The 18,945-nt window shown below is 48.1% G+C and carries 18 protein-coding genes; 11 read left to right on the top strand and 7 right to left on the bottom strand.

Going from position 1 to position 18,945, the window contains the following annotated elements; all coding sequences use genetic code 11:
• The first annotated feature begins 84 nt into the window (after positions 1 to 84).
• The 4 genes from BWI97_RS10950 to BWI97_RS10935 all read left to right on the top strand — a co-directional run bounded on the left by BWI97_RS10950 (position 85) and on the right by BWI97_RS10935 (position 5,186).
• Complete coding sequence (locus BWI97_RS10950) at positions 85 to 1,743, top strand: hypothetical protein (RefSeq protein ID WP_146010912.1); 1,659 nt, start codon at positions 85 to 87, stop codon at positions 1,741 to 1,743.
• 349 nt (positions 1,744 to 2,092) lie between these two features.
• A complete protein-coding gene (gene plsY / locus BWI97_RS10945) occupies positions 2,093 to 2,734 on the top strand; it encodes a glycerol-3-phosphate 1-O-acyltransferase PlsY (protein ID WP_102201027.1) in 642 nt (213 codons plus the stop codon).
• Between the two features lie 191 nt (positions 2,735 to 2,925).
• Positions 2,926 to 4,284 carry a dipeptidase gene (locus tag BWI97_RS10940; RefSeq protein WP_102201026.1) on the top strand — a complete coding sequence of 453 codons (1,359 nt, stop codon included), beginning with the start codon at positions 2,926 to 2,928 and terminating at the stop codon, positions 4,282 to 4,284.
• 56 nt (positions 4,285 to 4,340) lie between these two features.
• The gene (locus BWI97_RS10935) at positions 4,341 to 5,186 is read left to right on the top strand and encodes a DUF1207 domain-containing protein (RefSeq protein ID WP_102201025.1); all 846 of its coding nucleotides are present in this window, start codon (positions 4,341 to 4,343) and stop codon (positions 5,184 to 5,186) included.
• Between the two features lie 172 nt (positions 5,187 to 5,358).
• Here the strand turns inward: BWI97_RS10935 and BWI97_RS10930 are convergent, their stop codons facing one another.
• The 3 genes from BWI97_RS10930 to def all read right to left on the bottom strand — a co-directional run bounded on the left by BWI97_RS10930 (position 5,359) and on the right by def (position 6,726).
• Positions 5,359 to 5,679 carry a hypothetical protein gene (locus tag BWI97_RS10930; RefSeq protein ID WP_102201024.1) on the bottom strand — a complete coding sequence of 107 codons (321 nt, stop codon included), beginning with the start codon at positions 5,677 to 5,679 and terminating at the stop codon, positions 5,359 to 5,361.
• 14 nt (positions 5,680 to 5,693) lie between these two features.
• Positions 5,694 to 5,921, bottom strand: a complete 228-nt coding sequence (locus tag BWI97_RS10925) for a hypothetical protein (protein WP_146010911.1) — start codon at positions 5,919 to 5,921, stop codon at positions 5,694 to 5,696.
• Positions 5,922 to 6,144: 223 nt separating this feature from the next.
• Positions 6,145 to 6,726, bottom strand: a complete 582-nt coding sequence (def, locus tag BWI97_RS10920) for a peptide deformylase (protein WP_102201022.1) — start codon at positions 6,724 to 6,726, stop codon at positions 6,145 to 6,147.
• Between the two features lie 310 nt (positions 6,727 to 7,036).
• Here def and BWI97_RS10915 point away from each other — a divergent pair, with 310 nt between their 5' ends.
• Together BWI97_RS10915 and BWI97_RS10910 are read left to right on the top strand one after the other, a co-directional pair.
• Positions 7,037 to 7,669, top strand: coding sequence for a hypothetical protein (locus tag BWI97_RS10915; RefSeq protein ID WP_146010910.1), 633 nt, complete (start codon positions 7,037 to 7,039; stop codon positions 7,667 to 7,669).
• Positions 7,670 to 7,788: 119 nt separating this feature from the next.
• A complete protein-coding gene (locus BWI97_RS10910; protein ID WP_146010909.1) occupies positions 7,789 to 9,216 on the top strand; it encodes an amidohydrolase family protein in 1,428 nt (475 codons plus the stop codon).
• 82 nt (positions 9,217 to 9,298) lie between these two features.
• Here the strand turns inward: BWI97_RS10910 and BWI97_RS10905 are convergent, their stop codons facing one another.
• The 4 genes from BWI97_RS10905 to BWI97_RS10890 form a co-directional block, all read right to left on the bottom strand.
• The gene (locus BWI97_RS10905) at positions 9,299 to 10,213 is read right to left on the bottom strand and encodes a PfkB family carbohydrate kinase (RefSeq protein WP_102201019.1); all 915 of its coding nucleotides are present in this window, start codon (positions 10,211 to 10,213) and stop codon (positions 9,299 to 9,301) included.
• A gap of 202 nt (positions 10,214 to 10,415) precedes the next feature.
• On the bottom strand, positions 10,416 to 10,766 hold the full coding sequence (locus BWI97_RS10900; RefSeq protein ID WP_094809379.1) for a c-type cytochrome: 351 nt from the start codon (positions 10,764 to 10,766) through the stop codon (positions 10,416 to 10,418).
• Positions 10,767 to 10,890: 124 nt separating this feature from the next.
• Positions 10,891 to 11,697, bottom strand: coding sequence for an N-acetylmuramic acid 6-phosphate etherase (gene murQ, locus BWI97_RS10895; RefSeq protein WP_102201018.1), 807 nt, complete (start codon positions 11,695 to 11,697; stop codon positions 10,891 to 10,893).
• 159 nt (positions 11,698 to 11,856) lie between these two features.
• Positions 11,857 to 12,543 carry a hypothetical protein gene (locus BWI97_RS10890; protein WP_102201017.1) on the bottom strand — a complete coding sequence of 229 codons (687 nt, stop codon included), beginning with the start codon at positions 12,541 to 12,543 and terminating at the stop codon, positions 11,857 to 11,859.
• Positions 12,544 to 12,810: 267 nt separating this feature from the next.
• Between BWI97_RS10890 and uvrA the strand changes: the two genes are divergently transcribed.
• The 5 genes from uvrA (at position 12,811) to tsf (ending at position 18,893) form a co-directional block, all read left to right on the top strand.
• Positions 12,811 to 15,669 carry an excinuclease ABC subunit UvrA gene (uvrA, locus tag BWI97_RS10885; RefSeq protein WP_102201109.1) on the top strand — a complete coding sequence of 953 codons (2,859 nt, stop codon included), beginning with the start codon at positions 12,811 to 12,813 and terminating at the stop codon, positions 15,667 to 15,669.
• A gap of 240 nt (positions 15,670 to 15,909) precedes the next feature.
• Positions 15,910 to 16,353: a 50S ribosomal protein L13 gene (rplM, locus tag BWI97_RS10880; RefSeq protein ID WP_094809385.1), complete on the top strand. Its 444-nt coding sequence runs from the start codon at positions 15,910 to 15,912 to the stop codon at positions 16,351 to 16,353.
• A gap of 99 nt (positions 16,354 to 16,452) precedes the next feature.
• Positions 16,453 to 16,842, top strand: a complete 390-nt coding sequence (rpsI, locus tag BWI97_RS10875) for a 30S ribosomal protein S9 (protein WP_094809387.1) — start codon at positions 16,453 to 16,455, stop codon at positions 16,840 to 16,842.
• A gap of 156 nt (positions 16,843 to 16,998) precedes the next feature.
• Positions 16,999 to 17,799 (top strand): 30S ribosomal protein S2, encoded by an 801-nt coding sequence (gene rpsB, locus BWI97_RS10870; protein ID WP_094809389.1) that lies wholly within the window; start codon positions 16,999 to 17,001, stop codon positions 17,797 to 17,799.
• Positions 17,800 to 18,056: 257 nt separating this feature from the next.
• On the top strand, positions 18,057 to 18,893 hold the full coding sequence (gene tsf / locus BWI97_RS10865; protein WP_094809391.1) for a translation elongation factor Ts: 837 nt from the start codon (positions 18,057 to 18,059) through the stop codon (positions 18,891 to 18,893).
• Positions 18,894 to 18,945: the final 52 nt, after the last annotated feature.

Here is an 18,945-nt window from a genome sequence, read left to right as displayed (position 1 = left end):
ACAGGCTTTTCATACCTTAACGGGTCCCCCCGCTTATTGTCCTGATAGTGGGTTATCGTTCCTCTTACTTGTGTAAATACCCACATGAACAGAATCTTAAAGCCCTCACCACTTGCTGTCAAAATACTCGTCGGTGTATTTGCCCTTTGCCTGCTGGTTGTCTTAAGTATATGGGTTGTGGGGACTTTCTTCCTCAAGCCTTTTGCAGGTCAAAAGATTCAGCGTGCCGTTTACGAGAAGTCAGATCAGCTGTATCAGATCCAGCTCAATGAGCTTACTTATAACCCTTTTACGGGTAAAGCCCGCATTACGGACGTCAAACTACAGGCTGACACCGCACGACGCCGACAATTAGGCAAGGAGGCTCCTGATTTAATTTTTGAAGGGAACATGCCTGAAATCAGCGTACAGGGTTTTCAGCTGTTTTCCTGGTTATGGGGAAAGAAACTGTCCGTGGAAGCAATCGTGCTCAATCAATTCGATCTACGGTTAACCCAGTTTCCGAACACAAAACCGGATGAGCCCGAAGTACAAAAAACGCCTTATGAAATGCTGAACAAGCAATTCGAGCACGTAAAGATTGGTCGGATTCAGGGCGATAACTGGACGGTTAAACAGGTAGACCGTCGAACGAAAAAGGTCCGTACGCTAAGTGTCCAGAAACTTTCCTGGAAAGTAGACGACCTATTGATCGATGAGAAGGGCCATCTGGATACGACCCGCCTCTGGTATGCTAAAGCAATTGAGGTAAACCTTGATTCACTGGTCCTGCCCAATCAGGACTTGAGTGCATCCGTACAGGTGAAGAAAATTCAGTTGTCAACGGCCAACAAACGTCTGCAAATCGAGGGACTGGGCAGCATTCCTTCGTATCCACGTATGGAGTACGTACGACGCACGGGAAACACCAGCTATACAAAGGCTGTCGTGAATCACATTGAACTCGCCGGACTGGACTTATCAAAATACTGGCTTCAGAAAAAAGTAAAAGTGGAAGTAGTGACGGTGGAAGGAGGTCTGGTAAACGCTTTTGAAGTACGGAGCCGATCTTCCAAGATGGATGGACCTCGCAAACCCTTCCCGCACCAGCTGTATCAGCAATTGCCTTTTCAGTTAGACATTGACTCGGTGAAAGTGCGGCAGGTCGATATTGTTTACGATGAGCTAAATCCGAAAACGAACCAGACTGGAAACGTTAATTTCCGACGGATAAAAGGCGTAATCGTTTCGCTGAGTAATGATTCACTCCGGAAGACCAATGTGTGTAAGGCTGATTTTCAGGCTTCGTTTATGGGGGTGAGTTCCTTGCAAACGCATTTTACATTCGACATGCGGTCACCCCGGGGGCAGTATACCTGTGCGGCTGAACTGGCCACCCTGGATTTACGGGTCTTGAAATCCACTTTCAAACCATTGGCCCTCATGGACATAGAAACGGGGATAGTAGATCGGTTTCAGTTCCGTTTTTCCGGCGATCAGGTGAAGACTTCAGGCAGCGGAACGCTTCTGTATCACGATTTGAAAATAAAGATTCTGAAGCCCGACGAGAAGAAAGGGTTTAAAATCCGGGACCTATTTACGTTTGCTGCCAACAAGGTTTTGATGTACGAAAGTAACCCTATGCCTAAAAAAGAAGTACGGCAAGGAAAAATTTCCTATGAACGCATTCCGGGGGAAAGTTTCTTTGGGATTCTCTGGCGGAGTATCCGTTCTTGCCTTTCTGATTCAGCCTTGAAAACCTAGAAAATGCAGGAATTTTTTTCAAAAGTTTTTATATATACAAAAGGGGCCTGCAGCCCTATTAAAAAGTTTATTTCAAAATAGTTAAGTCTATTCAAACCAGATACATCTATAATACGTTTATATGTATGTAATAATTATTGAATACCCGCACCTGTAAACATTTTTCCACCGTTTGGACTTTATTATCTTACGATTCGCTGAGAAAGGCAACTCTTAAAAAGCCCTTAATTTTAGCAATTACTCTATAGAGCGATTAGAGAATATGGCAATTGCCAGTATCTTTGTTTTCCACGCTCATAAAAAATTGTTGAACAATTTTCAAGCCACTTTCATTTTTTAAGTATCTGAAATGACCTTAAGCGTATTGTTTGCTGGCCTGTTGGCCTATTTTTTAGGTTCAGTCCCTACGTCCGTTTGGTACGGACAGGCTTTCTTTGGAATCGATGTTCGTGAGCACGGAAGCGGCAATGCCGGAGCAACCAATACGTTCCGCACTTTAGGCAAAAAAGCAGGTACGATCGTACTGCTCATCGACGTATTGAAAGGATGGTTAGCAGCGAACCTGGCTCTCATTCTGTTCTATCTGAATGAAATTACGCTGGACGAACGGGTACCCATGAAGCTTGCCTTCGGAATTATCGCGGTCATTGGCCACTTGTTTCCCGTTTTTGCCCGTTTCAAAGGTGGTAAGGGCGTGGCTACGTTGCTGGGTATGGTACTTAGCATTCACCCGGAAGCGGCTGGCGTTTGTATTCTGGTTTTCATACTGGTAATGCTTTCGTCGCGGTATATTTCGCTGAGTTCCATTGTCGCTACACTGGCATTCCCCCTGATGATGGTGTTTAACCTGTTTGGTCCGGAACACAATCTGCTGGTGATTTTTGGATTTATTCTGTTTGGATTAATTGTGTATACGCACCATAAAAATATTGGTCGATTACTGCGGGGCGAGGAAGCTCGTATCCCCATCGGTCGTCGTCGGAGCCGTTAATACTTCGGTTTTACCCGTACTTTTTTCTCAACCCGGAGCCTCAGGTTCCGGGTTTTTCTTTTGCCTTTGGTTCGCTGCTACGTACAAGCTTTGTTTACTTTTGCAAAATCAGTCAGGACGATCCAGCCGGGTTGGTGTTCGAACCGGACTGGCGGAAAGAGAACAAGTCCTTTCATTCAACATGCTACACTATGCAAGATTACTTAGAGGCTAATAAGGGCCGCTTTCTCGAAGAACTGCTGGAATTGTTACGCATCCCTTCCGTTAGTGCAGATTCAAAATTCAAAGGTGATGTACGACAGGCTGCCGAATACGTTCGGGAAAGTTTAGCCAAAGCCGGAGCGGATGTAGCCGAGCTGCACGAAACCGCCGGCCATCCGATTGTGTACGGAGAAAAGATCGTTGATCCGGGTAAACCAACGGTACTGATTTACGGTCACTACGACGTTCAGCCAGCCGATCCGCTGGAACTTTGGACGTCACCACCGTTTGAACCCGTCATCAAAGACGAGAAAATTTATGCCCGGGGTTCAGCCGATGATAAAGGCCAGTTTTTCATGCACGTGAAAGCGTTTGAAGCCATGATGGCGACGAACTCGCTGCCCTGTAACGTGAAATTCATGATTGAAGGCGAAGAAGAAGTTGGCTCCAATAACCTGGGTACTTTCGTTAGCCAGAACCGTGAAAAACTCAAGGCTGATGTGATTCTGATTTCGGATACGGCGATGATTTCTAACGATACGCCGTCGATTGATACGGGCTTACGTGGACTGAGCTACGTGGAAGTAGAAGTAACCGGACCCAACCGTGACCTCCACTCAGGGGTATACGGAGGAGCCGTAGCGAACCCGATCAATACGCTGGCTAAAATGATTGCCAGTCTGCACGATGAAAACGGGCATATCACGATTCCGAATTTTTATGATGATGTCGTAGAATTATCGGCGGAAGAGCGTGAAATGCTGGAATCGGCTCCGTTCAATCTTGAGGAATACAAGGCTGATCTGGCGATCGACGATGTACAGGGAGAAGCTGGCTTTACAACCCGGGAGCGGGCCAGTATTCGTCCGACGCTCGATTGCAACGGCATTTGGGGTGGTTACATTGGCGAGGGAGCAAAAACGGTACTGCCGTCTAAAGCTTACGCTAAAATTTCCATGCGTTTGGTGCCTAATCAGGACTGGAATAAGATTACGGATTTGTTCGCTGCTCATTTCCAGAGCATTGCTCCCAAGTCAGTGAAAGTGACGGTAACGCCCCACCACGGCGGTCAACCGTACCTGACGCCCCTGGAATCGGCGGCGTATAAAGCAGCCGAGGCCGCTTTGACGGAAAGTTTTGGCAAGAAACCCGTACCGACTCGCGGCGGTGGTAGTATTCCCATTGTGGCTTTGTTTGAAAAAGAACTTGGTCTGAAAACCGTATTAATGGGCTTTGGTCTGGATTCGGATTCCATTCACTCGCCCAACGAGCACTATGGTTTGTTCAACTTCTATAAGGGAATCGAAACCATTCCTTTGTTCTTCAAACACTTCACGGCTTTATCCTGATACTTCATTCAAAAACCGGAGCTTCTCACAGAAAGCTCCGGTTTTTTCATACCGCCATGCGTTCGATCTTTACCCTTCTGGGGCTAGGCTTCCTGCTAATTTCCGGAGTTCAGGCTCAAACCAAAACGGAATTTCTGCCCAAGGGCCATTTATTTGAACCGATCGTTCTCGATCCGCTGGAAGCTAAAACCAGTGCCTCCTTATTGCGGCGTACAGAAGATGGCGTAAGCAGGGACGGACTGTTTGCTCCCTTTTCAATCGGTTTTCAGAAAGGCTTTTTCCGCTGGAGTCGGGACGAGCGTCGGGCTTCCGAACTAGCCCTGGATGTCGTAGCCAATACTCAGTTTGAAATGTTTCACGATAGTCAGGAAGATAAATTCCGACGCTATCTGTTTAACGTCGATTTTCGCGTAGGGTTGCTTTATAATTTGAAGCGGGGAAATGCCAGCTGGCGATTCCGGGTTTATCACCTGTCGTCGCATTTGGGTGATGATTATCTGGTTCGCAATCAGATCAATTATTTCTTGCCCAATGCCGTTAATTACGAACAGGTGGATGCTTTGTACGCGTATCAGTGGACGAGTGTACGCTTGTACGGAGGCCTGGGCGTCGGACTGCGACCTGCTTCGGAGCGGAAGCGGTTGTATACGCAAATCGGTACCGTCTGGAAGCAACCGAATCGGGAGAAACTTCGCTGGTGGGCGGGCGTAGATGTTCGGATGATCGAACAAACGAACTTTCATCCGGGTGTAACTGCGGCCGTGGGAATTGAATTAGGAGCGATTGAACGAAATCCACTAAGTCTGGCTGTACAGGCCTTTCATGGACCCTTACCCTATAGTACGTTTGAACAGCATATCAACAATTGGGTAGGCGTAGGGTTCTTCCTGAATCCGTTTTAGTTGTTAGTTTGTCGTTTTCAGGTGTAATGAATATATAAATCTGTATTCGGGATCTACTCGCAATTACCCCGCATTGCATACGGGGCTATGTACATTGAACCCCTGCGGGTTGGTAAGATCCAACCCCGCAGGGGTTCAATAACCGTAACCATGGGTACCACCCATGGAATACTTACTCCAATTCCAGCACAAATCCCTGCCAGGGTGTAGGACCTTCTTTTCCTTCCAGAAGCGGACTCTCGCTCAGATGAATTTCATAGTTACTCTCGGGAATCTGAATACTCTTCTCCCAGTAATTTTTCATAAAATTAATCACCTCCGTGAAAAGCTGTTGCGTATGAACTTCGTCCATAGTAGAACGGTCTGGATCGATAATCTGAATATTCCGTTCATGACCGGGATCACCAGACAGACTTTTATAGGTAAAAATCAAGTGTGTGCCTGAGCCTTGGGTATCAACCGGCGTGCAGGCCGTGAATTCGTAACGGGGCATAGTAAATAAATAAGTTAGGAGACGCCAGTTACTGGCTCAATGTTTACGTAATGATCCAGTTTTTTGAGTTCGTAGTCGATTCCATTGACCGTAATCGTCTGAAAGGGAGGACCTGGCTCAACGAGTGGATCGAGTTGGCCCTGTAATTCATTAAAACGGGCATCCAGAGCTTCGGCTACCTCTGGCTTTTTACCCTCCGGCGTTAAAATTTTTTCCTGAATGCCTAAGATTTCTTCGACCATGTTTTGCAGGCTTGCCATACGAAAAGAGAAATAAGGTGATACGTTTCGTTCTGGATGCAATCGAGTAAAACCCTGTGCCTACAAGACTGAATTTCTACTGAAGAGTAAAAGGACTTCTTTACCGAAGAGCAAATACGAAAAGGTCTAAAAACAGAACATCCCGAAAGCCTAAACTTCCGGGATGCGTACTGAATGTCGATACTCAGGGGAATAAATCCGTCGACTACTTAGAAAATTTCATTTTGTAATCTACTCGTACTTCCCCTTTCGTAATGTTAGAAAGTTTCTTCTTAAGCAGGGTACGCTTCAGCGGAGGCAGGTGATCGGTGAACAGGATGCCTTCAATGTGATCGTATTCGTGCTGAATGATCCGGGCGGCAATGCCATCGTACTCGTCAATGTGCTCGTTCCAGTCCAGATCGTAGTATTTAATCTTGACCCGTTCGGGGCGACTGACATCCGAACGAATACCCGGAATGGATAAACAGCCTTCTTCGTAGGCCCATTCTTCGCCATCTTCTTCCAGAATTTCGGGATTGATGAAGGCCTTTTTAAAACCTACCAGACTCGGATCAAAATCTTCACTGTCTTCCTCTTCTCCGTCGATGATCGGCGTACCGTCTACGACGAACAAACGCAGGCTCATGCCGACCTGCGGGGCCGCCAGACCGACACCCGAGGCTTTGTACATCGTTTCAAACATATTATCGACCAGTGCTTGCAGGTCGAGATCTGTATCTTTTTGAATGTCGACGGCTTCCTTCCGCAATACCGGATCACCGTAGGCGACGATGGGTAAAATCATAATCTCTGAAAAGTAATCCGCTTACGTTACGCGGTTTGTTGAGAATGAAAAGACAAAATTCGTGAAAGCTGGCGGCTTTTCCGAACGCCAGCGTCATTATCCCATCCGTTGACTTTTTTCTGCCAGTATTTCCCGTCCGTATTCATCCTTCGACTTAGCTAATACCTGCTGCGTTTTCGTCTGACTGCGTGTATGAACAGTTCATCACACTGTATTGTCAATTCATCCCAACACCGCTGGTACGACAGGGCATAGACGAGCTAATTTTCCATCGTATTTAATCGTTCAACCAATTGTATTCAAGCCAATCATGAAAACCAGTGCTATACTTTTCGTCCTGTTGAGTGGAATCGTTACATCGTGCGGATGGGTGAGTGCCGCGAAAGAAACCGCAGACGGTTACCAGCAGATGACCCAGGCCGCCCGGAACGTCAGTGAAGGTACGGAAGCGATTAACAAAAAAGTAGAAGAACGCCGGGCCAAAGGAGACACCCTGGCCCTGCCGTTTCGAACCTTAGCCCAGTTTATGCCTACGGAAGTAGAGGGCTACAAAACAGATGGCGAACCCTCGGGACAAACGACCAACAACGAAGGCTTTTCGTATTCCTCTTATGAACTAAAATTTAAAAAGGGTGAGGATTCAGAAGTGAAGATCGAGCTGGCTGACTACAACGCTTCGGCGGCTTTGCTAAGCATGGCTACTGTGGCGATGTCCTCAGGAATGGAGATCGAAAACGAAAATCAGATTACCAAAAGCTGGGCAACGGGAATGGAATCCGTAAGAGGCTACGAAGAATTCTACAAGAAGGGTAAACAGGCTAAAGTAACCGTTAGTGTGGGCGAACGCTTTCTGGTACAGGTTTCCGCGACGAATCAGGAAAACACGGATTTGGTCAAGGAAATAGCCCAGTCTTTAAAATTGAAAGAATTAACGCAGTACTAGCGTTAATTACCCGTCTGTTACCCAAGTAGAGGCCAATGATTGCAAGAAGGACCGACGAAAAGCCAAGTCATTCCATAGACCTCTTTTACATTTCCTTTTTATTCTCCATTGTATAATCTATGAATCGTCGGAAGGCCTTAAGCCATCTTTCGCTAAGCTCCGTTGCTTTATTGGGCGGCTGGGGTTTCACTAAAACCTGGGTAAAAGCTTCGCCGGTTCAGGAGCAAGTATTCCCCCTGGTCATTCAGAAAGGATCCGTTTTTACGGAAGGGAAACTAGAACCGCTAAACATAGGCGTTACCGATGCTGGGTTGTTGCATCTAAGTCCACTGGAGCTACAGGGAACGCAGGTGATTGACGCCAGTCACCATATAGTCAGTCCGGGTTTTGTTGATATTTTAGCCGATGGACCGAAAAACCTGACGAACGATTACCACGTCTTCGAACGCTTCAAACTAACCGATGGCGTAACCACCACCTTGCAGTTACACGGCGGACGGGAAAATCCGGAAGAATACCACCGCTTTTTTGATCCTAAACCGCATTATACTAACTACGGCGTAGGCATTTACGTGATGGGCATTCGGCTTGCCGCAGATTTACCGCACCGACTCAAACACGTGGAAAAAATGCTGGCGGAAGGAGCCTTAAGCGTATCGCATAGTCTGGAATATCAGCCTACACCTTACGAGGAAGTGAAGGCGTATGCCCAACTCGCTAGGCGGTACGAACGCCCGATGTTTCTACACTTACGGTATTCGGATAAAGAACATGAACTGGAGGGTGTAAAAGAAGCCATTCGCCTGGCCCGAGAAACGGGCGTCCGGATGCATATTGATCACCTGCACTCCACAGGCGGGACCTTTCATATGGCTGAAGCTCTGGATTTGATTCACGAGTCCCGGCAGTCGGGCTTGGATATTACCACCTGCGTATATCCTTATAGTTACTGGGCTACGTATTTGCATTCCAAACGCTTTGACGAAGGCTGGAAAGAACGATATAATCTGGACTACAGCGATCTGCGGCTGGTGGGTACTCAGGAACGAATCAGCAAAAAAACGTTTCAATATTACCGCCAGCATCCCGGCTATCTGGTAGCCGTACCCGAGGGAGCTATGCCCTTTGAGACCACGATTGATCTGGCCTTGCAAACGGATTTCTGTATGATTGGATCAGATGGGGGAATTGCTTCCCTAGAAGCCGCTAACTCGCATCCGCGTGGAGCCGGCTGTTTTGCCACGGCTCTGCAACACGCTCAGGCGATTGGTATACCGCTGGAAAAGATGTTACCGAAGCTGACGAGTATGCCCGCGGATTTGATTCGTCGGGCCGTACAGAACCGGGGTGAAATCAAAGAAGGGGCCATCGCCGATCTGACGATTTTTAATCCGAAAACCGTACAGGGCCTGGCTACCGTTGAAAATCCCAATACCGATTCGGCAGGAATCAAAGCCGTCATTCTAAACGGAAAACTAGCCTATCAGGAAGGAAAGATTCTGGCCGAACAGGGTCTGCCCATTCGGAATTCAGGGCGGAGGGCTTGATATAATTTTGAATGAATGATAGAATGAGTAAATGATTTTTATGATCCTTATTCACTCATTCTATTATTCATTCTATCATTTATTATACCGTAAATCCTGACAGTTTTACGAACTCCTGTACGCGAGCATCTACCTCTTCTTTGGAAAGGCCGAGCAGCCGTTCAGTACCAAATTTCTCTACGCAGAAGGAAGCCAGGGCTGACCCGTAAATGATCGCCCGCTTCATGTTTTCAAAGCTGGTGTCATTAGTAGCGGCGAGGTAGCCGATGAAACCACCCGCGAAGGTATCGCCCGCTCCGGTTGGATCGAAAACTTCTTCCAGCGGCAGGGCCGGAGCAAAGAAGATTTCTTCGCCCTGGAACAACAGGGCTCCGTGCTCGCCTTTTTTGATGATGAGCGTACGGGGTCCCATCGCCATAATAATTTTCGCAGCTTTGCGTAAGCTATATTCACCGGAAAGTTGGCGAGCTTCTTCGTCATTGATGCTCAGCACGTCGACGCGTTGGATAACCTTTTTAAGATCATCCATAGCCACGTTCATCCAGAAATTCATGGTATCGAGTACCACGAGCTTCGGACGATTTTTCAGACGATCCAGTACCGTCATTTGTACCTGAGGGGTTAGGTTACCCAGCATCAGGTATTCGCAATCTTGGTACGATTCGGGAATAATGGGATCAAAGTCAGCCAGTACGTTCAGTTCGGTCACCAGCGTATCACGGGTATTCATGTCGTTGTGATACTTGCCCGACCAGAAGAAGGATTTTTCTCCCGCCTTCACTTGCAAACCTTCCGTATCAACACCCTGATTTTGCAGCAGTTGGATGTATTCCCGGGGGAAATCATCGCCGACTACGGCTACAATATGGATGGGTTTCGTAAAGTACGACGCCGCCAGGGAAATGAACGTACAGGCTCCGCCAATGATTTTATCCGTTTTGCCGAAAGGGGATTCAATGGCATCGAAAGCCACCGTACCGATTGCTAAAAGACTCATGTATTGATGTTTACAGTTTATTCGGTGTGCTGTTTCTGATGAATAAGTTAAAACAGGTATCCTGAAAATCAGGCAAAAATACGGAATGATACGCACATCCACGAAAAAAGCCCCGATTCGAGTCGGGGCTTTTCAAACCTTGGAAAGGTTTCAGCAGGGGGTAAGAAACGGCTGAAAGGCCGAATCCGAAACCGTGCTGGTCTTATTTTTTCTTCGCGGGAGCGTTAAGCGAAACGATCCACTTGGCGATTTTCATGGCATCTTCCTTGGGAACCTGCGTCATCGGAGCCATTGGAGGATAACCGGGCCAGTTCGAAGGCTTCGGTTTGTAGATCAATTCAACGATTTGCTCCGGCTTGTATTTCTTCTTGGCGACATCCGTGTACGCCGGACCTACCAGGCGTTCGTTTACTTTGTGACAGGTAAGACAGATGTTTTTCTCAAGCAGGGCTTTGATTTCAGCCGGAGGATCAGTTTTACTTTGTGCAGAGGCGTCGGTACCTACGAATAAGGCGGCCACCAGACCCAGCAGGGGAAGAAGCGTTTTGTTCATAGTAAGCTATAAAAAATTTAAGAAAATGCTCGTTTTGTTTAATCGTTAGAACGCAAAAGTACGTAAAATTATACGGACGCTTTGTTAATAATTGCAAAAGAATCGATGGTAATAACTCGCTTTTCTAAGGATTGTTACCGGCTTCTACTGCTTTTCGTACACTACCGTGGCGGGCAAGCAAATCCTCGGCTTTCTCGCGGGTGGTATTGAGTTCAGCCATGACCATCTGGATAGCCCGATTGACGAGCTTGTAGTTAGACAACTGCATATCCACCATCCGGTTGCCCTTCACCCGACCGAGCTGAATCATCGTACTCGTCGAGATCATATTCAGAATGAGTTTCTGAGCCGTACCCGATTTCATTCGCGTGCTACCCGTTACAAACTCAGGGCCTACCACGGCTTCTACGGGGTATTCAACCGCCGCAGCGAGAGGACTACCGGCATTACAAACGACGCAACCCGTCAGAATGCCCCGTTCGCGGGCAGCTTTCACGCCACCAATGACGTAAGGCGTTGTACCCGACGCAGCAATCCCAACGAGCGAATCCAGCTCGTTGATTTCGTATTCCTGCAAATCTTTCCAGGCCTGTTCGGCGTTGTCTTCGGCATTTTCAACGGCTTTCCGAATGGCGGTATCGCCTCCAGCAATGAGCCCGACGACCAGGCCAAACGGTACGCCGTAGGTGGGCGGGCATTCCGAAGCATCGAGGATGCCCAAACGGCCACTGGTACCCGCACCAATGTAAAACAAGCGTCCGCCCTGCTTCATGCGGGCAACAATCTGCGTAACCAGGGCTTCAATCTGCGGCAGTGCTTTTTCAACGGTCAGCGGTACCGTTTTATCTTCATTGTTAATGCCTTCCAGTAACTGCCGGACGGTCATTTCTTCCAGATGATCGTAATGAGAGGAGGATTCGGTTGTAAGCATAAGGGATGGATAAATACGAAGGCGTATAGAAAAAGAGTCCCTAAAGGTAACGAGTTTTCGGCGGTATGCCGTCGGACAAACGGCTTTTCAGTAGGAGTCCGGATAAAAGAAAAGTCCCGACACAACGCCGGGACTTTTCTCTTCTGTAACGGAATGAAATTATTTAAACCAGTAGCCAAAACGAATGACCAGCGGACTACCACTGGAAGAATACGTATTGGGATTGGAATTGTAATTGGCATGGTACAGAAGCGTGATCTGGAAACCAGGTTCGCCCGCCGGTACGCCATAACCGCCTCCTATCAGAAAGCCAGTATCATATTCGTATCCCGTGATTTTGGCTTGAGAGTTTTTGAGGGACAGCACTTTATACTGCTCGGCTTCACCCCACAGGAATAAACCTGGTACCACGTTCTCCAGGAAACTCAGGTGTTGCTGAATGAAAACTCGCCCGCCCAGCAGGCTTGCCTTTTGACGGCCCTGGCGTCCCGCAGAGTTAATGTAACCATCCGGTTGACTGCTATAGCTGTAGGTAATTCCCAAACCCGTGGTGGTCGTGGGCGTAACCCGGATACCGGCCATGGGGGAAATATCAAAGCTGAAGAAGCTGCTTCCACCAAAGAAACTTAGCGATGGCGTCGTAATATTCAACCCATACCGCAGCTTATCCTTAAAGGGGCGGGCTTTCCAGGGCATTTCCTGTTCTCGCTGGTAGTTCTCATCAAGGGGCTGCTGCTGAATAATAACGGGTCGCTCGGCGGGCCGGGGAATGGAATCATACTGGGCAGAAGCAAAGGGGGTGACCGCTAGGATCAGTAAACAGGCGGCCAGTACAGATCGAATCATGGATGTTATGTTCATGGACAACGTAAAGAAGTCAGGTCAGCAAAGAACTCGACGGGCCTGAATTTGGTTATCTCTCTGGCACCAACGTCTACCTTTTTTCGCTAACATTTCCCAAAGTAACGGTCTTCGCCGCAAATTCTTGTATGAAGGAGTCAAATCCAGTGCTGGAATGAACCTTTTTAGCGACGTAGGTGCCCGAATGTGAGCATTCGGAAAACATTGAAAGCCACCATTTCTTCCAACCCCGAAGCGGGTTATCTTTGTCGAATGAATTCAATTGAAACGCTGGGTCGCCCGTCGGTCGAAACCCTCGATCCGAAGCAATACATCCTCATCAAAGGAGCACGTGTCAATAACCTTAAAAATATAGACGTTTCTATCCCCCGTAATAAGCTGATTGTCATTACTGGATTGTCGGGTAGCGGGAAATCATCGCTGGCGTTTGATACGCTTTTTGCGGAAGGTCAGCGGATGTACGTGGAAAGTCTGAGCAGTTACGCCCGGCAGTTCCTGGGCCGGATGGAAAAACCGGAAGTAGACTGGATCAAAGGCGTATCACCCGCCATCGCCATCGAGCAGAAAGTGAGTACGAAAAACCCCCGCTCGACGGTGGGTACTACTACCGAAATTTACGATTACCTCAAATTACTCTTCGCCCGTATTGGCCGCACGTACTCGCCCGTATCGGGTCAGGAAGTACGAAAAGATACCGTAACGGACGTCGTAGACTATATTCTTTCGCTGGAAGAAAACGTCCGTGTACTGATCACTACACCGCTCATTCGTAAAAACAACCGGAGTCTGGCCGAAGAATTGACCATTCTGGTACAAAAAGGCTTTACGCGGATTGTGGCCGAAGACGAAACCATTCAGATTGAGGAAGCATTGGAAGATGCCGCAACGAGTCAGCGGATTGCGGACCTGCCCCTGCATATTTTGATTGACCGTCTGGCGGTAAAGAAAGAAGACGAAGAAACGCAGTTTCGTCTAGGGGATTCCGTGCAAACGGCTTTTTTCGAAGGCGAAGGCTCTTGTTTCGTGCAGGTGCTGGGCGGCGAGCGGCGGCAGTTTTCTGACCGTTTCGAACTCGACGGTATCGCGTTTGAAGAACCTAGCGTCAACCTATTCAGTTTTAATAACCCGTACGGAGCCTGCAAACGCTGTGAAGGATTTGGTACCATTCTGGGTATTGATCCCGATCTGGTATTCCCGGATCGTAACCTGTCTGTATTCGAAGGAGCCATTGCCCCCTGGCGTACGGAAAAAATGGGCGAGTGGCTCACGCCGCTGTTACGCAATGGCATCCGCTTTGATTTTCCCATTCACCGGGCGTACAAAGAACTGAGCCAAGCCGAAAAGGACTTACTCTGGAAAGGCAACAAGTACTTTGGCGGTCTGGATGATTTCTTCAAAATGCTGGAAGGCGAATCGTACAAAATCCAGTATCGGGTGCTATTGAGCCGGTACCGGGGCCGTACGGTATGTCCGGAATGCCGGGGTTCGCGATTGCGGAAGGATGCCGGATACGTAAAAATCAACGGTAAATCCATCGTTGATATCGTCTTACGCCCCATCTCCGAAATCGCTCAGCTCTTCCGCGAAATGGAACTGCCGGAGTATCAGGAAAAAGTAGCCCGCCGGATTCTGACGGAAATTCAGAACCGACTGGATTATATGGAACGGGTAGGGCTGGGTTACCTAACGCTCAACCGATTAACGAATACCCTGTCGGGCGGAGAATTCCAGCGGATTAAACTGGCGACTTCTCTAGGTAGTGCTCTGGTAGGATCGATGTATATTCTGGATGAACCCAGTATCGGATTGCACCCCCGTGATACACAACGATTGATTTCAGTATTAAAGTCTCTTCGTGATCTGGGCAATACGGTAATCGTGGTAGAACACGAGGAAGAAGTCATGAAGGCCGCCGATGAGATTATTGACATTGGCCCCGAAGCCGGTACGGGCGGGGGACAGGTTGTTTTCCACGGCGACTGGAATACCATTGAAGATTTACGCCTGGAAGGGCCACGCGAAGCGACGAATCAGTCGCATACGCTGGCTTTCCTGACGGGACAGGACGTGATTCAAACGCCTAAATTCCGCCGTCGGCCTTCGGGTTGGCTGGAACTGAAAGGAGCCCGGGAAAACAACCTGCGGGATGTAAATGTCCGTTTTCCGCTCGGTACGCTGACAGTGATTACGGGCGTGAGTGGCTCCGGAAAATCTACGCTGATCCGGAAGATTCTGTATCCAGCCCTGGGTAAGATGTTAGGAACGTATTCGGACGAATCGGGTAAGTATACCGAACTGGTTGGCGATCTGAAAGGATTGTCAGCGGTGGAAATGGTCGATCAGAATCCGATCGGAAAATCCAGCCGTTCGAACCCGGTTACGTACGTAAAAGCCTACGATCACATTCGTCAGCTGATGAGTGACCAGCAACTGGCCAAAGCCCGTACCTACAAACCGAGTCATTTTTCCTTTAACGTGGATGGCGGTCGTTGCGAGACGTGTCAGGGCGAAGGGCAGGTGAAGATTGAAATGCAATTCATGGCCGACATTTACCTGACCTGCGAGTCCTGCGGCGGTAAACGCTTCAAGCAGGAAATTCTGGAGGTCAAGTACAAGGATAAAGATGTGGCTGAAATTCTGGATATGACCGTTGACGAAGCCGTCACTTTCTTCCGGGATGAACCGAAGATTTATGAAAAGCTGATGCCCTTACAGGAAGTAGGTTTAGGTTACGTAACCCTAGGTCAATCATCCAATTCGCTTTCGGGTGGAGAAGCTCAGCGGGTAAAACTGGCGAGCTTCCTGGGAAAAGGGAATCCGAACGCCGGGAAAACGCTCTTCATTTTTGACGAACCTACGACTGGACTCCACTTCCACGACATCCGCAAGCTGCTGAAATCCATCAACGCCTTGGTAGAACAGGGCGACTCGGTAATCATTATCGAGCACAATACGGAAGTCATCAAGTGTGCCGATTACATCATCGATATTGGACCAGACGGGGGCGAGGCCGGTGGGCAGATCACCTTTACGGGAACGCCGGAAGAGATGATACAGCTGGAAGATGAGAATTATACGGCTCAGTTTTTGAAAGAAAAAATGGCCGAGTAAGCAGATAAGTGATTGCAGTATAAGGGGTCCGTTCAGCGACGGGCCCTTTTTGCTTTTGGCCCAGCTTGTTTTGGGCTGAGTGACAGGGCTGATCGGAAAGAAAATACTTGATTTTTCTGGAAAATAGGGAGTAAGCCTTTGAATTTCAGTAATAAACCCGCTATATTTGCACTCCCTTTTTCAGCTATGATGCCCAAAAGTATCTGAAAATCAAGAGGAAACATTCAAAGATAATTAATCGTGGACCAGTTAAGCTACAAAACTGTTTCAGCCAATCCAGCGACCGTAACTAAGGAGTGGGTCATTGTTGACGCTGAAAACGCGATCTTGGGTCGTCTGACCAGCCAGATCGCCGCTATCCTGCGGGGTAAGCACAAAACCAACTACACGCCTCATATCGATTGTGGGGATAACGTGATCGTAATCAACGCCGACAAGATTCGTCTGACGGGTAACAAAATGACTGACAAGCAGTACGTGCGTCACACGGGTCACCCCGGTGGACAGCGTTTTGCTACGCCTCGGGAAGTTTTGGAAAAGATTCCTGCTCGGGTTATCGAATATGCCGTAAAAGGTATGTTGCCGAAAACGCGTCTGGGTCGTCGCCTGTTTACGAACCTGCACGTGTATGCTGGCCCTAACCATCCGCACGAAGCTCAACAACCGAAGAAAATCGAATTGTAATCTTTCGTTGCTCGTGAATGGTTCGTGGGGGTTCAGTACAGATGTACACTGAGGTTCCAGAAACTAGGTTACGATTAACGGTAAATGAATACCAAACCAATGGCAGAAGTAATTAATACGCTCGGCCGCCGGAAAACTGCCGTAGCTCGCGTTTATTTGACGCCGGGTAACGGTACGATCACGGTAAACGGCCGCGATTTCAAGGAGTACTTCCCTTCTGAAGTTCTCCAAATTGTTGTAAACCAGCCTTTTACTACTACCAACACCCTGGGTGCTTATGACATTAAAGCAAACCTGGATGGCGGTGGAGTAGCCGGTCAAGCCGAAGCTCTTCGCATGGGTATCTCTCGTGCGTTGGATCAGGTGAACCCTGAATTCCACACGGCTCTGAAGAAAGTTGGCTTCCTGACGCGTGATGATCGTATGGTGGAACGTAAGAAACCAGGTCGTCGCAAAGCTCGTCGTCGCTTCCAGTTCAGCAAGCGTTAATTTTCTCAGTCTGCCGTTTTCAGTTTTCAGTTTTTGGATTGTCCAGAACTGCAAACTGAAAACCGACAACTGAAAACTCATTCGCCTCTGATTCAGGCTTGCAGTGTCCGACGCCGAATCATGCTTTTTTTACATCCTTTTTGACTTAACAACAAAATGGCACAAGTAAGCTATAAAGAACTCCTCGATGCCGGTGTACACTTTGGTCACTTGACCCGTAAGTGGGACCCGAAGATGGCTCCTTACATCTTCATGGAGAAAAACGGCATCCACATTATCGATTTGAACAAAACGGTAACCCTTCTCGATGAAGCGTCTACCGCCCTCAAATCAATCGTTCGTTCAGGCCGCAAAATCATGTTCGTAGCTACGAAAAAGCAGGCTCAGGAGATCGTTTCGGAAGAAGCTCGTCGCCTGAAAATGCCTTACGTAACCGACCGTTGGTTAGGTGGTATGCTGACTAACTTCGCGACGATTCGCAAGTCGTTGAAGAAAATGACTCAACTTGAGAAAATGCTTAAGGATGAGACGACGTCAGCGAACCTGAACAAAAAAGAAAAACTGGTCCTTACTCGCGAAAAAGATAAATTGGAGCGTGTACTTGGTGGTATTGCTGACCTGACTCGTCTGCCCGCAGCTCTGTTTGTGATTGACGTGAAGCGTGAGCATATCGCTGTGGCTGAAGCTCAGCGTTTAGGTATTCCGGTATTCGCCATGTGCGATACCAACTCTAACCCCGAATTGGTTGATTTCCCGATTCCTGCCAATGACGATGCCTACAAATCAATCAGCCTGATTACCCTGGCGATTGGTAAGGCTATCGAAGAAGGTCTGATGGAGCGTAAGCAAGATAAAGACGATGCTCGCGTTCAGGAAGAAGAAGAAGCCAAACGGGCCGTTGATTCAGGTGCTGACGTAGCTGAAGCTCCTGCGGCAACGACGGAGGAAGAAGCCTAATCTTAGGTTAGATCTTTGATCCCTGTGAATAGCCCGGAGCTTTAGCTTTGGGCTATTCCGTTTAGAAGTTTGAAGAATGGTTGGATGGGTAGGGGGGGTGAAAAGGTTTAAAGCGAGGTCTCGTACGCGGGTCAACGTTAAACTTCAAGCCACTGAAACGCATTCAAACCAGATATGCTTCGCTCTTCTTAACAAAAGCTTAATTTCATAATCTGGGACAATTGTCCCTACTTCACGGTAAAAACAAACTCACTACAATGGCTGCAATTACCGCTGCTGACGTGAACAAACTCCGCCAAATGACTGGTGCGGGGATGATGGATTGCAAAAAGGCTCTGTCTGAAGCCGATGGCGATTTCGAAAAAGCGATTGAAATTCTCCGTAAAGCGGGCCAGAAAGTGGCTGCGAAACGGGCTGACAACGCTACTTCCGAAGGACTCATCCTGGTTAAACTGAGCGAAGACGGTACCAACGGTAAACTGGTTGCTCTGGCTTGTGAAACGGAACCCGTTTCTAAAGTAGAAGACTTCCGGAACCTGGCTAACGCCATCATCGAAACAGCCGTTGAGAAAAACCCTGCTACGATCGAAGAATTATCAGCTTATACCTTAGCTGATGGTCGTACGATCCAGGAAACGATTACGGAACTGGTTGGTAAAATCGGCGAGAAAATCGTTATCGGTGCTTACGAAAACGTAAATGCTGAACAAGTAGTTAGCTACATTCACTCAAACGGTAAATTAGGCGTACTGCTGGCTTTCAATAACGTTCAGGGGGCTGAAGTACAGGAAGTAGGCAAAGACATCGCGATGCAAATTGCTGCGATGAAACCCGTAGCCGTAAGCAAAGACGAAGTAGATCCTACGTTGGCTGAGAAAGAACTGGAAATCGGTCGCGAGCAGGCTCGTGCCGAAGGAAAACCCGAAGCCATCCTCGATCGGATCGCTCAGGGTCGTCTGGAGAAATTCTACAAAGAAAACACGCTGCTTTCGCAGGAGTTCGTAAAAGATAGCTCAATCACGATTGCCCAGTTACTGGAAAAAACGCAAAAAGGATTGACCGTAAAAGAATTCAAGCGTATTGCTTTAGCTTAATTCTGTAGCGTATCGTTTTAACGGCTTACGGGGTGATCCGTAAGCCGTTTTT

Origin of the sequence: Siphonobacter sp. BAB-5405, from assembly GCF_002872335.1 — a bacterium.
Lineage (GTDB): Bacteria > Bacteroidota > Bacteroidia > Cytophagales > Spirosomataceae > Siphonobacter.
Note: the sequence above shows the minus strand (reverse complement) of the source record. Positions and strands in the feature narration are given on the sequence as shown.

Coding starts and splice junctions, on each gene's coding strand:
- BWI97_RS10950 (WP_146010912.1), top strand. CDS start 85: ATGAACAGAATCTTAAAGCCCTCACCACTTGCTGTCAAAATACTCGTC.
- plsY (WP_102201027.1), top strand. CDS start 2,093: ATGACCTTAAGCGTATTGTTTGCTGGCCTGTTGGCCTATTTTTTAGGT.
- BWI97_RS10940 (WP_102201026.1), top strand. CDS start 2,926: ATGCAAGATTACTTAGAGGCTAATAAGGGCCGCTTTCTCGAAGAACTG.
- BWI97_RS10935 (WP_102201025.1), top strand. CDS start 4,341: ATGCGTTCGATCTTTACCCTTCTGGGGCTAGGCTTCCTGCTAATTTCC.
- BWI97_RS10930 (WP_102201024.1), bottom strand. CDS start 5,679: ATGCCCCGTTACGAATTCACGGCCTGCACGCCGGTTGATACCCAAGGC.
- BWI97_RS10925 (WP_146010911.1), bottom strand. CDS start 5,921: ATGGTCGAAGAAATCTTAGGCATTCAGGAAAAAATTTTAACGCCGGAG.
- def (WP_102201022.1), bottom strand. CDS start 6,726: ATGATTTTACCCATCGTCGCCTACGGTGATCCGGTATTGCGGAAGGAA.
- BWI97_RS10915 (WP_146010910.1), top strand. CDS start 7,037: ATGAAAACCAGTGCTATACTTTTCGTCCTGTTGAGTGGAATCGTTACA.
- BWI97_RS10910 (WP_146010909.1), top strand. CDS start 7,789: ATGAATCGTCGGAAGGCCTTAAGCCATCTTTCGCTAAGCTCCGTTGCT.
- BWI97_RS10905 (WP_102201019.1), bottom strand. CDS start 10,213: ATGAGTCTTTTAGCAATCGGTACGGTGGCTTTCGATGCCATTGAATCC.
- BWI97_RS10900 (WP_094809379.1), bottom strand. CDS start 10,766: ATGAACAAAACGCTTCTTCCCCTGCTGGGTCTGGTGGCCGCCTTATTC.
- murQ (WP_102201018.1), bottom strand. CDS start 11,697: ATGCTTACAACCGAATCCTCCTCTCATTACGATCATCTGGAAGAAATG.
- BWI97_RS10890 (WP_102201017.1), bottom strand. CDS start 12,543: ATGATTCGATCTGTACTGGCCGCCTGTTTACTGATCCTAGCGGTCACC.
- uvrA (WP_102201109.1), top strand. CDS start 12,811: ATGAATTCAATTGAAACGCTGGGTCGCCCGTCGGTCGAAACCCTCGAT.
- rpsI (WP_094809387.1), top strand. CDS start 16,453: ATGGCAGAAGTAATTAATACGCTCGGCCGCCGGAAAACTGCCGTAGCT.
- rpsB (WP_094809389.1), top strand. CDS start 16,999: ATGGCACAAGTAAGCTATAAAGAACTCCTCGATGCCGGTGTACACTTT.
- tsf (WP_094809391.1), top strand. CDS start 18,057: ATGGCTGCAATTACCGCTGCTGACGTGAACAAACTCCGCCAAATGACT.